This window comes from Streptomyces sp. NPDC093795, assembly GCF_044764665.1.
GTDB lineage: Bacteria > Actinomycetota > Actinomycetes > Streptomycetales > Streptomycetaceae > Streptomyces.
On sequence record NZ_JBIWIO010000009.1, the window covers coordinates 190522 to 205364 of the forward strand.

Annotated in this window: 11 protein-coding genes; 3 read left to right on the forward strand and 8 right to left on the reverse strand. The window is 71.3% G+C overall.

Features of this window, described 5'->3' with window-relative positions; all coding sequences use genetic code 11:
* Positions 1-23: 23 nt before the first annotated feature.
* Entirely contained in the window at positions 24-533 is a 510-nt protein-coding gene (locus ACIRB7_RS24160) for a GNAT family N-acetyltransferase (protein ID WP_403602289.1), read from the reverse strand.
* Positions 534-595: 62 nt separating this feature from the next.
* On the opposite strand from ACIRB7_RS24160, the gene ACIRB7_RS24165 reads away from it, so the two are divergent.
* A complete protein-coding gene (locus ACIRB7_RS24165) occupies positions 596-1705 on the forward strand; it encodes a hypothetical protein (protein WP_403602292.1) in 1110 nt (369 codons plus the stop codon).
* A gap of 58 nt (positions 1706-1763) precedes the next feature.
* Here ACIRB7_RS24165 and ACIRB7_RS24170 read toward each other — a convergent pair whose 3' ends face one another.
* The 4 genes from ACIRB7_RS24170 to ACIRB7_RS24185 form a co-directional block, all read right to left on the reverse strand.
* Complete coding sequence (locus tag ACIRB7_RS24170; protein WP_403602295.1) at positions 1764-1994, reverse strand: hypothetical protein; 231 nt, start codon at positions 1992-1994, stop codon at positions 1764-1766.
* Between the two features lie 130 nt (positions 1995-2124).
* Complete coding sequence (locus ACIRB7_RS24175; RefSeq protein ID WP_403602298.1) at positions 2125-3006, reverse strand: SDR family oxidoreductase; 882 nt, start codon at positions 3004-3006, stop codon at positions 2125-2127.
* Positions 3003-3929 carry an alpha/beta fold hydrolase gene (locus ACIRB7_RS24180; protein WP_403602301.1) on the reverse strand — a complete coding sequence of 309 codons (927 nt, stop codon included), beginning with the start codon at positions 3927-3929 and terminating at the stop codon, positions 3003-3005. The genes ACIRB7_RS24175 and ACIRB7_RS24180 overlap by 4 nt, the downstream gene beginning before the upstream one ends.
* The gene (locus tag ACIRB7_RS24185; protein WP_403602304.1) at positions 3926-5509 is read right to left on the reverse strand and encodes a flavin-containing monooxygenase; all 1584 of its coding nucleotides are present in this window, start codon (positions 5507-5509) and stop codon (positions 3926-3928) included. Before ACIRB7_RS24185 ends, ACIRB7_RS24180 begins: the two co-directional genes overlap by 4 nt.
* Before the next feature lie 338 nt (positions 5510-5847).
* Between ACIRB7_RS24185 and ACIRB7_RS24190 the strand changes: the two genes are divergently transcribed.
* Complete coding sequence (locus ACIRB7_RS24190) at positions 5848-6513, forward strand: MerR family transcriptional regulator (protein ID WP_403602731.1); 666 nt, start codon at positions 5848-5850, stop codon at positions 6511-6513.
* On the opposite strand, the gene ACIRB7_RS24195 is transcribed toward ACIRB7_RS24190, so the two are convergent.
* Positions 6501-7304, reverse strand: coding sequence for an exodeoxyribonuclease III (locus tag ACIRB7_RS24195; RefSeq protein WP_403602306.1), 804 nt, complete (start codon positions 7302-7304; stop codon positions 6501-6503). The two genes, ACIRB7_RS24190 and ACIRB7_RS24195, sit on opposite strands and share 13 nt — an antisense overlap.
* A gap of 50 nt (positions 7305-7354) precedes the next feature.
* Between ACIRB7_RS24195 and ACIRB7_RS24200 the strand changes: the two genes are divergently transcribed.
* Entirely contained in the window at positions 7355-7834 is a 480-nt protein-coding gene (locus ACIRB7_RS24200) for a GNAT family N-acetyltransferase (protein WP_403602309.1), read from the forward strand.
* 84 nt (positions 7835-7918) lie between these two features.
* On the opposite strand, the gene ACIRB7_RS24205 is transcribed toward ACIRB7_RS24200, so the two are convergent.
* A complete protein-coding gene (locus tag ACIRB7_RS24205; RefSeq protein ID WP_403602312.1) occupies positions 7919-8545 on the reverse strand; it encodes a hypothetical protein in 627 nt (208 codons plus the stop codon).
* Positions 8539-14721, reverse strand: coding sequence for an RHS repeat domain-containing protein (locus tag ACIRB7_RS24210; RefSeq protein WP_403602314.1), 6183 nt, complete (start codon positions 14719-14721; stop codon positions 8539-8541). Before ACIRB7_RS24210 ends, ACIRB7_RS24205 begins: the two co-directional genes overlap by 7 nt.
* Positions 14722-14843 lie beyond the last annotated feature (122 nt).

Below are 14843 nucleotides of genomic sequence, written 5' to 3' on the forward strand. Positions count from 1 at the left end.
GACACGCGCTCAACGGACCCGCCCTAACAGGCCAGGGCGATCAGCTCCCCGAGGTCCAGCTCGTAGGACGTGCCCGCCCGTCCGTCGATCGTCACGCTCCCGACCGCGCCGAAGCCGACCCGCCCGAGCACGGCCCTCGACCCCTCGTTGTCGAGGGTCGTGACGGCGGTAAGACGGCTGAGCCCGTACTCCTCGCGCGCGAGCCGGCACACCTCCCTGACCCCGGCCGTCGCGAGGCCGCGCCCGGTCGCCTTCTCGGCCACCCGGTAGCCGAGCTCGGCGCCCCCGTCGGCGAGGTCGACGTCGATCAGATTGAACCGGCCGAGCACCTCCCCGCCCTCCCCCACCAGCACATGGAAGTGGATCGTGCCGGTCTCCTGCTCGTCGAGCAGCGCCCGGTGCCGCTGCTCGAAGTCGGTGAAGTACGCGTCCCCCCGGTCGGGCACGGACGCGGCGAAGTACCCCCGGTTCTCCCGCTCGAACGCGAGCAGGGCGGGGGCGTGATCGGATCGCAGTCGCTCAAGTACGGCCATGGACGCCACCGTACGAAGATCCGCACCCCGACGCGCGTGAGTTATGCGCCATCATGCTGGCTATGCACGCGTTGATCAGGTCCGAGGACGACCACGTCTGGGGCGTCTGCCACACGGTGGAGGGGCTGTACCGGGAACCCGAGCGCGGGACGTACGAACTCACGGGCTGGGTGCCGGACGGGGCGGACGTGCGGGAGGGCTGGCTCGGGGAACGGGTGTGGCTGGCGCCCGGGGGCGACGAGCCCGGCGCCTCTCCCCCGGAGCCCCAGGAGTACCAGGAGCACCAGGAGCACCGGGAGTACGACTCCTGGCTCCTTGAGGACGCGGAGGTCGTCCGCGGCGCGACGGACGGCGCCCTCGTCCTCACCGGCGAGGACGACAACCTGGGGCCGCCCGACAGCCACCGGGGCCCCGTCCGGCTGCACGACGGGCGCCGATGGCTCGGCTCCTGCGAGGGGTTCGCCCTCCTCCTGCCGGACAGCCGCCCCGATCCCCCGCTCGTCCTGCGCGGCCTCGCGCCGGGCGAGCAGTTGCGGGCGGCCCTGGAGAAGGGGACGCGGCGGGCGCTGGAACTGGAACAGGTCGAACTGGAACTCCGGGACCGGCGGGGCGAGCTGCTGACCAGCCGCCTCATATGGGGCCGGGTCACCGGAAGCGGTCCCTCCGCGCTGGGGCCCGACCTGATCGACCTGGATCTGGACGGCACCTTCCACCATCCCGTACCCACGTGGGCCCGGCCCGTGTGGGAGCACTGGCTGGCAGGGCCGCCGGAGGAGCCCGCCGCCTGGGCGGGGCTCGACACCCGGCTGCGCGGCGCCTGGCACGACCTCGTCCGGGAGCGGGCCTGCCGCCACACGCTCCGGGACCGGCCGGCGGGGACCGCGTACGAACTCGACGGCCGGCACGTCACCGACGAACCCGGTTTCTGGCTCGCGCTCGGCGAGGCGGTGAACGGCCCCGGCGGCTACTTCGGCGGCTGCTTCCAGGCCCTCCACGACTGTCTGGGCGGGACCTTCGGCTTCACCCCACCGGGCACGCTGGTCTGGCGGGACTCCGCCGTCGCCCGCGCGCACCTCTCCCGGCTGCTGACGCCGGAGGGGGAGCCGTACGACTTCTACGCGTCGGTCCTCCACGCCCTGGCGGAGGACGGGATGCGCGTGGTGGAGGCCTGACACACGCGAAAGGCGCACCCGGTGTCGCGGGTGCGCCTCGCTCACGGAAGGGCCGGCGTCAGACGCCGGACTCCCGGTCCATACGGTCCCGGTCCATGCGGTCCCGGTCCGGGCGCTCCCGGTCCATCCGGTCCTTGGCTTCCTGCTGGGCCTTGCGGGCCTCGTCGTCGGAGCGGCCGCGGCCCTGGGAGGCGCGTTCGGACGCTTCGTCCTTCGCCTTGCCCATGGCCTCCTTGGCCTGCTGCTTCATCTGCTCCGCCTTGTCCTTGAACTGGTCCTGCATGCCCATGGAAGTTCACTCCTAGAAGGGTGTACGGGGGAGGGGGCGTCGCGCCCCCTGGGCCTCGACCAGCTTTGCACGGGCGAACATTCCACGCATTTCGATCAGTTACGGACAGTGAGCGGCCCGGGGGGGGCGGTCAGGCGTTCCCCGTCCGCGCCTGTTCGTCGGCCGCGCCGCCCGCGCCCACCAGGCCCTTGGACACCGAGCCGAGCCGTGGCTCGAAACGCTTCATCTCGCGCTGCCCGACCGCGGCGATCACGCCGGGCAGGTAGCCGCGGACCGACTGCATCCCGCGCAGCCACCACTGCGCGTACACATGGGCGGAGCGCCGCTCGATGCCCGCCACGATCCGGTCGACGGCCGGGCCGAGGGGGTACGTGCGGTTCGAGGGCCACGGCAGCCGCTGCCGCAGCTCCTTCATCACGTCGTCCTGGTCGGCGCCCCGCACCATGTCCGTGTCGGTCCAGGAGAGATAGCCGACGCCGACCTTCACCCCCTTGTACGCGACCTCGGCGCGCAGACTGTGCGCGAAGGCCTCGACGCCCGACTTGGAGGCGCAGTACGCCGTCATCATCGGGGCCGGGGTGAGCGCGGCGAGCGAGGCGATCTGGAGGAAGTACCCCCGGGACTCCATGAGGACCGGCAGGAACGCCCGGCCCGTCACCGCGCCACCGATGAGGTTGACCTCGATGACCCGCCGCCAGGCGTCGGGGTCGGAGTCGACGAACGGCCCGCCCGCCGCCACCCCGGCGTTGGCGACGACGATGTCGACCTTCCCGAACCGCTCCTTCACCTCGGCCGCGACCCTGGCCATCGCCTCGTGGTCGGTGACGTCGGCGTGCCACCAGTCGGCCTCGGTGTGCAGCCGGCCCGCGACCTCCTTGAGCTGCTCCGGCTCCAGGCCGACGAGCGCGATCCGCGCGCCGCGCGCGGAGAGCTTGCGGGCGAGGAGTTCACCGACCCCGCGGGCCCCTCCGGTGACGACCGCGACCTGTCCTTCCAGGCTCACCCTGCTCATGCCTGCTCCTTCTCCTTCGGCTGCTCCCCGGACTTCACGCCCAGGTACGTGAGGGTCAGTTCGCGGATCTGCGCGGTGACGGCCTCGGGGGCCTCCACCGGTGTCATGTGGCCCATGCCGGCCAGTTCGACGAGACCCGTGCAGTGCGGGAGTGCGTCCGCCAGCGCGCGGGAGTGGACGGCCGGGGTGAGCCGGTCGGCGGTGCCGACGAGCACGGCCACGGGCAGCCGCAGCTCCCGGAGGCCCGCGCCGAGGTCGAGCCCGGCCAGGACCTGCGACCAGCCGTACCGCGAGGTACGGGGGCAGGCGTGGACGATCCGCGCGCAGGCCTCGACCCGGTCGGGCGCCGTGCCCGGTCCCATCGTCGCGTACTTGAGGACCTTCTTCGAGACGGGCGTGACCGGGCCGAGCGGCGCCTTCGCGCCCAGGACGGCCTTGGTCAGCCGGGAGCGCAGCCTGCCCGGCCGCAGCGGTACGACGGTGGCCTCGGCCGTCAGCCGGGAGGGGCCGGTGGAGCAGAGCAGGACGGCGGCGGCGTGCTGCCGGAAGCCGGGGCGCCCTGCGGCCGCCATGATCGTCATGCCGCCCATGGAGTGACCGGCCAGGACGGCCCGCTCACCGGGGCCGAGCGTGGCCGCGAGCACGGCCTCCAGGTCGTCGGCGAGCGCCGTCGTCGAGTACCCGCCGGGGCCGGGCACCGGGGAACGGCCGTGGCCGCGCTGGTCGTAGGCGATGACCCGGTGGTCGGAGGCGAGCGCCCGTATCTGCTCGGCCCAGAAGGTGGTCGAGCAGGTCCAGCCGTGGGCCAGGACGACGGCGGGGGCGCCCTCGGGGCCGTACACCTCGACGTGGATCCGGGCGCCGTCGGCGGAGACGGCGGTGAGTTCACGGGACACGGGCAGCGAGATCAGGTGCCGGTTCACTGGGCGGCTTCTTTCTTGCGCGCCTTGGCGGTGGCGGGCGTCGCGGTGGCGGGCTCGGTGACGGCCGGCTCCGTGACGGGCGACTCGGTGACGGCCGGCTCCGTGGGCTTGGGGGCGCGGATCACCTCGTACTCGGAGAGGTCGACCTGCCGGGTCTCGCGCCGGAACTCGCCCGTGGTGCCCGGCCACAGCGTGGTGTTGCGGCCGTTGGCGTCGAGGTACCAGCTCTCGCAGCCGCCCGCCTTCCACACGGTCCGCTCCATCCGTGCCTGCACCTTGCGGTTCCAGGCGCCGACGGCGGAGGGCCGGACCGCGAGGGCGGCGCGCCCTCCGAGCACGTTCAGCTGGCGCAGGTAGTCGGCCATGTAGTTCAGCTGGGACTCGATCATCAGGATCATCGAGGAGTTCCCGAGGCCGGTGTTGGGGCCGATGACCGTCATGAAGTTCGGGAAGCCGGCGGCGGTGGCGCCGCGCAGCGCCTCCATGCCGCCCTTCCAGGTCTCGGCGAGCGTGCGCCCCTCGGCGCCGACGACCCGCTCGGCGATCGGCATGTCGGTGACGTGGAAGCCGGTGCCGAAGACGATCGCGTCGACCTCGGTCTCGGTGCCGTCGGCGGCGACCACGGTCGAGCCGCGGACCTCGCGCAGACCGGAGGCGACGACGTCGACGTTGGGCTGCGCGACCGCCGGGTAGTACGTGCTGGAGAGCAGGATCCGCTTGCAGCCGATGCGGTACGAGGGGGTCAACTTGGCCCGCAGCACCGGGTCCTTGACGGACTTGGCGATGTTGGCCTTGGCGAGCTTCTCGACGAGCCCGAGTTCGTTCGGGTGCTTGGTGAAGGCCCCGACCTGGAGTTCACGGATGCCCCAGAGCAGGCCGCGACGGAGGGTGCCGGTGACGGGCAGGGCGCGGTGGAGCCAGCGCTCGGGGCCGCTGATGGCCCGGTCCATGCGGCGCATCACCCACGGGGGCGTGCGCTGGAACAGGGTCAGCTTCGCGACCTGGGGCTGGATCGCGGGCACGATCTGGATGGCGGAGGCGCCGGTGCCGATCATGGCGACGCGCTTGCCGGTGAGGTCGTAGTCGTGGTCCCAGCGGGCGGAGTGGAAGACCTTGCCGGGGAAGTCGGCGAGCCCGGGGATGTCGGGGATCTTGGGGTCGGAGAGGGGTCCGGTCGCGGAGACGACGACCTCGGCGCTGAAGCTGCCGGCGCTGGTCTCGATCTCCCAGCGGAGCGCCTCGGCGTCCCACTCCATCCGCCGCACCTCGTGGCTCAGGCGGAGGTGGGGACGGATCCCGAAGGTGTCCGTGACATGCTCCAGGTACGCGCGGATGTGGCGCTGCCCCGAGAAGGTCCGCGGCCAGTCGGGGTTGGGCGCGAAGGAGAAGGAGTAGAGGTGGGAGGGGACGTCGCAGGCACAGCCGGGGTAGCTGTTGTCCCGCCATGTGCCGCCCACGGAGTCGGCCCGCTCCAGGACCACGAAGTCGGTGATCCCCTCGCGGCGCAGCCGGACGGCGGCGCCGAGGCCCCCGAATCCCGATCCGATCACCGCCACCCGTACGTGCTCGTGCTTCGCCATGCCGCCTCCCGTACACCCGGCCAATCACGCCAGCAATCACTGGCACAGTCGGGACTGTAGAGCAGCTCCATACCAAGCGGTAGGGGTAAGGCGAGGGAAAGTTACCGGCGGTACAACATAGGCTGGCGTGCGTGGCAGAAGGATCGGACGAAGAACCGGGGACGGACGCGGACGCGGACGCGGGCGCGAACGCGGGCGGGGGCGCGCACACGGGCGCGCAGACGACCGCGGACACCGGCGCGAAGACGGGCGCGCAGACGGCCGCGAACACCGGCGCGAAGACGGGCACCCACACGACCGCGAACACGACCGCACACCCCGGCGTACGCGAGTACCGGGTGGAGGAACTCGCTGCCGCGGCCGGCATCACCGTGCGCACCCTGCGCTTCTACCGCGAGCGCGGCCTGATCCCCCCGCCCCGCCGCGAGGGCCGGATCGCCTGGTACGACGAACAGCACCTGGCCCGGCTCCGTACCATCGCCGCCCTCCTGGAGCGCGGCCACACCCTCAACGGCATCGCCGACCTCACCACCGCCTTCGAGAGCGGCCGCAACGTCCGCGAGGTCCTCGCCCTCCCGGCGCCCTCCGAGGAGGAGCCCGTCCGCCTCACCCCCGAGGAACTCGCCGACCACTTCGCCGGCGAGGTCACCCCGGAGAACCTCGCGGCCGCCCTCGACCTCGGCTACCTCGTCACCGACGGCGAGGAGATCATCCACATCAGCCGCCGCCTGCTCGACGTCTCCGCCGCCCTCGTCCGCGAGGGCATCCCGCTCGCCGAGGTCCTCAAGGCGGGCGCCCGCGTCCGCGAGCACGCCGACGCCCTCGCGGAGCTCTTCACCGACCTCCTGCGCACCCACGCGGCCGAGGACGACCTGTGGCGCCTGCGCCCGCTCGCCAAGAGCGTGGTGGAGGCGGAACTGTCGATGGCACTCGACCGGCGGCTGCGCCCGACCGCCCCCGGAGAGGCGGCCCCGCAACCGCCCGGGGACGGCTACAGCTCGTAGACGGCGGTCACGGGCGCGTGGTCGCTCCACCGCTCCTCGTGGGTCGCGGCCCGCTCGACGTACGCCTTCACGGCCTTGGCGGCGAGACGCGGGGTGGCGATCTGGTAGTCGATGCGCCAGCCGCTGTCGTTGTCGAAGGCCCGTCCGCGGTAGGACCACCAGGAGTAGGGCCCTTCCTGGTCGGGGTGGAGGGCGCGGACGACGTCGACGTATCCGCCGTCGGCCTCGTCGAGCACGCGCCCGAGCCACTCCCGCTCCTCGGGGAGGAAGCCGGCGTTCTTCCGGTTGGCCCGCCAGTTCTTGAGGTCGGCCTCGCGGTGGGCGATGTTCCAGTCGCCGCAGACGACGACGTCACGTCCGTCGGCGGCGGCGCGGGCCTTGAGCTCCTTCAGATAGGGGAGGAACTCACCCATGAACCGCATCTTCTCGTCCTGGCGCTCGGTGCCGACCTCGCCGGACGGCAGGTAGAGGCTGGCGACGGTCACGCCGGGCAGGTCGGCCTCGACGTACCGGCCGCTGCCGTCGAACTCGCTGGATCCGAAGCCGACGCGCACCCGGTCGGGCTCGCGCCGCGTGTAGAGGGAGACCCCGGCGCGCCCCTTGGCGGCGGCGGGCGCGTGGACGGTGAACCAGCCCTCGGGCGCCCGCACCTCCGGGGGCAGCTGCGCCTCCTCGGCGCGCACCTCCTGGAGGCAGACGGCATCGGCGGAGGTCCCGGCCAGCCACGCGCCGAAGCCCTTCTTGGCGGCGGCGCGGAGACCATTGACATTCACGGACGTCACAGTGAGCATCCCGGGAGAATACCGACACCCGACCACCGCATACATGTACGATACTCCGCATGAACATCCAGCCCACGCCCTATGACCACCCCGACGCCGTCAAGCTCAACGACGCGGTCCAGGCGGAGTACGCCGTCCGCTATGACGACGAGGGCGATGTCACACCGCTGGACGCCGGGATGTTCGTCCCTCCGCGCGGCCTGTACCTCCTCGCGTACACCCCCGAGGGCCACCCCGTGGCCACCGGCGGCTGGCGCACCCAGGACAAGAACGACGAGGGCTACGAGGACGGCGACGCCGAACTCAAGCGCATGTACGTGATCCCCGAAGCCCGCGGCCTCGGCCTGGCCCGCCGCGTCCTGGCCACCCTGGAATCCGACGCCCGCACTGCCGGCCGCACCCGCATGGTCCTGGAAACGGGCACGGCCCAGCCGGAGGCGATAGCCCTCTACACCTCAAGCGGCTACGAACCCTGCGCCAAGTTCGGCCACTACCGCGACTACCCCAACAGCCGCTGCTTCGCGAAGCCGCTGGTCTGACCGGCCTGGCCTGGTCTGCGTCACGGAGACGACGAACGGCGGGGACGCCCGAAGACACCCCCGCCGTCCTGCGCTCAGGTTCCGTCAGAGCCGGAGCCTGTCCTTCCCGAGCTGTCCGCCGGCTCCTCTCAAGGAGACGTCGAGCCACCCGTAGGTCCGGTCCGGCAGGGTGACGTAGTAGACGTCCCGACCGGTCGTCTCGGCTGCCAGCGTCCTGACGTACGTCCAGGACAGCGCCTTGCCCTCGTGTGCGATCGAGGTCACCTCGGCCCCGTGCTCGACGGCGATCATGACGTACCACTCCGCGAACCCGGTGCCCGGTCCGGCGAGCCTCGCCAGCTTCGAGCCCTTGGCGGGGGCCGCCTCCACGGGGTTGCCGCAGGCGACCTCACGCGCGACCTTCGACTCCGTCACCTGGGCGGTGCAGACCTTCCTTCCGGAGGTCTCCCACAGGTAGAAGCGATACCCGCCCGCCCGCCGCGCCAGGCTCACCCCGGCCCCGGTGACGGTCCCGTGCTCGGGAGCCGCCAGTCCGGGGACGTACGCCGTCCAGTCGTCCGGACCGTCCGATTTCGCCGTCGGACCTGCCCCGGACGTCACCGGGGCGGGGGCCGCCGGGGGCTCGGGTACGCCGCCCTCCCGGCCGCAGCCTGCGAGCAGTGCGACCGAGAGAGAGATGGCCGTGAGGCCAAGGGACCTGGTGCTCAGCATGTCGCCCCGGGCACGCACGAGGTCGTCCTGAGGTTCACCAGGTTCGGCGGGTCTCCGTTTTTGAACACGTGGGGTTCGTAGGAGTGCACCTCGAACGACGTCCAGGCCTTCGTGGAGACCCGGCCCCCCTTGTGGTGGTAGACGGTGGTGAAGCTCCGGAGATACCCCGCGGGCACGAGGCCCGCACGCTGCCCGGGCGCCCATTTCACCACCTTCGCGTCGGAGAAGGTGTCGGTCTGCCCCTTGCTGTCCGAGTTCGACCATCCCCATCCCTTGCCGACCTTCAGACCGACGCCGACACTGGCCTCGGCATCCGCGAAGATGATGCCCCCCTTGCCCTTCGTCTCCGCGTTCACGGAGAGTTCGAGACTCCAGTTGTCGGCGAACTCCTCGGTGGCGGCTTCCATGGCAGCGTACGAGTAGATGAGGGTCTGCTGGTACGTCATGCTGATGGTCCTGACGTTCGCACCGGTCGAGTAGTCCGTCCAGGAAATCCTCGGACTCTCGATCGTGTACTTCTCGACCACGTCGGCCCCCCCGTCCGGAACCGAGACGCCCTCGGGGAGCTGGACCGGCTGCGACGGCTTCAGCGGCACGCAGCCGTCGCAGTAGTGCGGCGCCGCCCCCGAACCCGAGTCCGAACCGCTCGGCGTCACCGTGCCCGTCGACGGGTTGTAGCCGACGTCACTCTGCACGTCCTTCGAGCAGTACTTCAGGTCGTACAGGCAGGAGTTCGGCGGTGAGCCGATCTCCGTGCCCGCCGGGTCCGACAGCGTCACCGGGTTGTTGTTGCTGTAGGTGTACGCGTTGTGCTGGCGCGGGTCGTCCGTGACGAAGAGTGGGTCCACCGAGATGAAGCGGCCGAGAGCCGCGTCGTACTCGCGGGCGCCGAGGTGGATCAGGCCCGTCGCCGTGTCGTTCGTGCCGCCGACGAAGCCCTTCTCACCGGTCCAGCCGGCCGGCTGGGTGCCCCGGGCGCCGCCGAAGATCGCGGTCTTGCGGCGCGTGACCGTCTGCGCGGCGTCCGCCGAGATCTGGGTGGTTCCCGTGCCGTGGTGGTCGGTGAGCGTGAACTTCAGCTTCCCGCCCGTCCGGACCGCGATGATCCGCGCACCGGCCGAGTAGTAGCGGGTGCCGGTCAGCACGCCGGTCTTGCTCAGGTGCAGTTCGTTGCCTCCAGGGAGGTAGAGGGTCGTGCCGTCGGCGTCCTTGCCCGCGAGGCGCTGCCCCTCGGTGTCGTAGAGGTAGCTCGCCTTCTCCGTCGTGCCCTCGGTGACCGCCGCGAGGTGTCCTCGGTCGTCCCACTTGAGGGTCTGCTGGGCTGCGCTGCCGATCTTGCGGGTCTGGGTGTTGCCCACGGCGTCGTAGGTGAAGGTCTCGTCGTGCGGGTTGGTCCCGGTCTGGGTGACCTTCGCCAGCTTGTGGGTGCCCGCCGCGGGCGCGGTGTAGGTCCGGAGCGTGTCCGCGGCCGGGCCCGAGGCGGTCTTGTGCTGCGTCTCGGTCTTGCGGTTGCCGAGCGCGTCGTAGGTGTACGACGTCCAGTAGGCGTCCTGGCCGCCGACCACCGTCGCGGACGGAGCCGCGGCGCAGGCCGTGCCGGTGTTGGTCCAGGCCTCGGTGATCCGGGCCAGCGGGTCGAGCGCGAAGCACTGGGTGTCCGTGGTCCGGGCCGCGTCCTGCCCGTAGCCGGTGGCGATGGAGGTGATGTTGCCGGCCGGGTCGTACCCGTACCGCGTGTCCTCGACCCGTTGCGGCGCCAGTTCACGGTCGGTGAAGGTCTGGGTCAGCGCACCGGTGTGCTCGTCGTAGATGTTCGAGAGCATGACCTTCTGGCCGAAGGACCCGAGGTCCTGGCGGATCAGCCGGCCGTAGTGGTCGTACGTGCTCGCCGCCACCAACGGGTCGCTGCCCGCGCCGACCGCGCTCAGCAGACCGGTGACCGGGCTGTACGTGTTGGCGACCTTCTCCGCCGGCAGCCCGCCCATGGCCGGCTGCATGGTCCACATCACCTGGCTGGTGTGGGGGTTGTAGGAGGTCGTCCACTTGTAGACACCGGCGGCCGCTCCCTCGCGGGCCGGGATGGTCAGCTGCGTGAGAACGGGCTTGTAGAGGCTGTTGTACGAGGTCACGGCGGACTCGTACGCCTGGCCGGCCACCCAGGCGGTCGCCTTGGAGAGCTGTCCCTTGGCGACGGTGTCGTACTCCCAGGACGACAGGGTCGTGGCGCCCTTCTTGACGGCGGTCTTGCGGCCGAGCGCGTCGTAGTCGGTGTGCAGGGTGATCTCACGGTCGTCCGTGACATCGACGGGCCGGTCGCCCGCGTCGTACGTCGTGTCGACCGTCCCCTTGTCGGGATCGTCGATCCGCACCTGGCGACCGCGGAGGTCGTACCCGTACGACCACGCGGCGCCGGACGGGTCGGTCAGCCGGTCGACACGTCCCTTCCGGTCGAAGCGGTAGAGCGTCGACTGGTACGACGTGAGGGCCGCGTTCGTGTGCTGCCGCAGCTCGACGGTCCGGCCGCGCGCGTCGACCACCTTCGTGGTCGCGATGCCGCCCTTCGGCGGGACCACGACCGTGGTGTCACCGGTGTAGGTGGTGCTGGTGCGCTTGGTCTCGTCGCCGAACCTCCGCGCGATCACGGCCGTGACGCGACCGGCGCCGTCGTACAGGGTGTCCGTGGACGACGGGTACTTCAGCTCCTGGCCGGTGACGAGGGCGGGCTCCGCCGCACCGGTGGCGTAGTAGACGCCGGAGGACCGCCAGACCTGCCCCCGGGTGTCGTAGAAGTTCTCCGAGACGAGCCGTCCGGAGAGGTCGGGAGAGGTCTCCTGGGTCTGCCGGGCGCGGAGCATGCCGTCGTAGAAGGAGTAGGACGTCCGGTACTGCGCGTCGTGCGTCAGCGACCTCGTGGTGACGACGGCCGGGCCGTCCCTGCGCACCAGGTACTCGAACGCGTGGTGGGGAGAGTCGGGATAGGTGACGGCCGAGCGGCTCGGCAGCCACACCTTCGTCTTCCGCCCGATCCCGTCGTACGTGGTCGTGGTCACCTTCCCGTTGGCGTCGGAGACCTGGGTCGGCAGGCCGCGCCGCGGGTCCATCGTGGTGGTCGCGGCGTGTCCGAGCGCGTTGGTGACGAGCACGGAGGCCGGGGGCTCTCCCGTCGCCGGGGTGTAGCGGGTCGTGGTGGTCGCGCCGTGGACGTTCGTCGCCGAAAGGCCGCGGCCGTAGACGTCGAAGTCGGCGGCGGGGGTGCTGGACACCATGTCGTAGCCGGTGCCGGCGCCGTTGATCCGCTCGCTCTTCGTGACGTCGCCCTTGGTCGGCGCCGCGCCGAACGCACCGCCGTCGTAGGAGGTGCGGACGTCGTCGATGACGTCGCCCGGCCAGGCCGCCGTGGTACCGCACGGGACGGCGACGGTCAGGGTCCTGCTGACCCTGTCGAGGATGCCGTCGGCCGTGTTGCGGGCGTAGCTGGTGGTCGTGCACCGCTCGTCGCCGGGCTGTGCGGTGTCCCCGGTCTCGGAGACGGTCGTGACCATGCCGTACGAGTCGAAGGTGCGGGTGAGTTCGGTGGTGCGGGTGCCGCCGGACACCGTGGCCCGGGTCTGCTCCTTCTCCGTCCCCGTGCGGTACGACTCCAGGGCGGGCAGGCCGGGACGGGACCGGGAGGCGACGACGGCCGAGCGCCACGGCGTGTAGGAGGTGGCGGTGAGGGGCTTCGAGGTGTCGTCACCGTTGTACGTGACGCTCTCGCGGGTCATGCCGGCGAACTGCTCGCGGTCCGTGACCCCCGCGCCTGCCGTGTCCTTGACGGTCTCGCCGTCGCGCCCGCGGAAGTAGCGGCGTTCGGTGAGTGTCCTCGGGTCGTCGGCGGCGCCGGTGCGGGTCTGGACCCGCTCGTAGCCGCGGGAGACGGAGTGGGTCCGGTCCTCGGCCTTGGTCATCTCGTCGGTGCTCTTGGTCCAGGCGGCACCGCCGAGGTAGGAGTACGTGCTCACCTTGTCGGGGGACTCGACGAGGTTGTCGCCCTCCACGACCTGGGTCGCCACGTAGCTGTTGAACCAGTCGAGCTGGGACTCGTAGCCCTCGAACGCCCACTTCACCGGGTAGCAGCGCCGGGTGTTGGTCTCGTCCGCGGCCGGCAGGTCGGCCGCCGTGCAGTCGGGTTGCGAGTAGGTGACGCCGATGGTGCCGCCGGTCTCCGTGACGATCTGGTAAAGCCGCAGCCTGATGAACGGGGCGAGGCCGTCGCCGGTCTTGTCGACCCGGTTGGCGAGCTGCTCGCCCGCGAAGGTGACGGGCGGCATCGTGACCGTGGCGCCGGCCTTGCCGGTGCGCTGGACGGAGCTCAGCCACATCGGGCGGGAGATGCCGTCACCGGCCGCGGGGAAGCCCTGCGTCAGGGCCCAGGAGTCGACGTCCTTGTACCCACCGCCGCTCAGCACCTTGGTGTGGATGCCGGTGAGGCGCATCCGGGACCAGAACGTCGGTGAGTAGTTCTCCTCACACTCGACACCGTCCTTGCAGTACGTGTCGAACGGGACGTCCGGCCAGTTCGCGGCGCTGGTCTCGTCGAAGGTGCCGCAGTCGGTGAGGCAGCGCTCGGTGACGTCGAACTCGACCTTGCCCATGGCCTTGCCGCCGTAGACGGCGTCGTCTCGCAGGCCGTAGTCGATGTGGTCGAGCCAGCCGCCACGGACGTAGGAGGTCGCCGTGGAGTCCCCGGTGGTCTCGGAGACGTTCCGGCCGTAGTTGTTCTTCTCCGTCTCCCAGTAGTACGCCATGGCGTTGTCGTGCGGGTCGACCACGTAGTCGAGCTGCCAGCGCCACGCCTGCTGACACCATCCGGCGGAGAACGAGGAGGCGTAGCAGGGCTCGCCTTCCTGGTTACCGAAGACCGGCATGGTCCACGTCGAGTTGGTCACCGGGTCGTCGGCCGCGGTGCCGTTGTCCTGCCAGCCGGGCAGCTGGTTCCGGCCGAAGAAGTACTGGGTGCCGTCGGTCGTGGTGACCTTCCAGTGCTCGCCCTTGCCGTCGACGCCGTCCGTGCCGCCGTCACCGTTGACGGCGCCGGTCAGCTTCTCGACCTTGGCTCCGGAGCCGCCGGCCTCGTGCCAGCCCTTGCCGTCCTGGTAGACGAGCTCGGTGCTCTTGCCGCCCAGGTTCAGCGTCGCGTTGTCGTTGAACCAGCACAGGTCGCCGACGCGCGTGGTGTTCGTCGCGTCGGTCTTGTCGTCGTTGCACGCCTTGTAGCGGCGCTCGATGAAGCCCGGCTCCCAGTTCCAGCCGTCGCCGATCCAGGAAGGCTGGTTGTTGGAGGCCGCCGTGCGGCCGTCGACAGCCTGCGAGGAGTAGTCGAGGGAGATCTTCGGCTGCATTCCGCCGGGCACTTCCGGCACATCGATCGGGTGCGTCCAGGCGAAGGCTCCCGTCGACTCGCCCGCGCTCCAGGACCCGGACGCCTGCAGGCTGCTCGCCTTGTAGTCGCCCGCCGAGCCCTCGGCACCCGCGGTCGCGGCCAGCACCGTCGCACCGGCCAGGGCGACCGGGGCGGACAGTGTGCCCGCGCGGCTGTCGTTCGTGGTGTCCAGGGGCGTCTGCACACGGCAGGCGTCCTTGTCGGGGGTGGTCAGGGCGCAGGCGGGGAGGCGTACGAGCCGGAGCCGGGCCGCCCAGTCGCCGCCGTAGGCGTCACGGAAGGCGGAGTAGTCCACCTGGACGCGTGAGTCGAGTCCGCTCGCCCTCTTCGCCGCCCCGGATTCGGCGCGGCTCACGGACAGCAATAGCCCCGACACGCCCGCACGGCGGGCGGCCTTGCGGTCCGCGACCTGCACTCTGACCTTCGCCGTGGCGGCACCGGTGGCGGCCGCCCCTTCGGTGCCGGTCAGCGCGACGGACACGGGCAGCTCGCCGGCCGCGACCGGGGCGCCGGCCGCGCGGGCGGCCCGGTGGCCGCCCGACGGCAGGGACAACGTCAGGTCGGCCGAGCCGGCGGCGGGCCAGGTGACGCGTGGCCTCCCCTTCCACGCGTGCGCCGCGGCGGCGTCCTGCTTCCTGGTGCCGCCGACGACCGCCTTCTCAACGGGTACGGGCTCCGGCTGCTCCAGCGCCGGAAGCGGATTTCTTTCCTCCGGAACAGCGGAGGAAATCCCCGCCGCCGGTAGAACTCCCATCGTGACCGCGACCGCGAAAACGGTAGCGGAAGCACGTATGTGGTGAATTCTCACACCCCACCTCTCATGGGTACGTAAATGTCACCGCACGCTACTCAGTCCCGGCATCGGAAGTCCGCGAT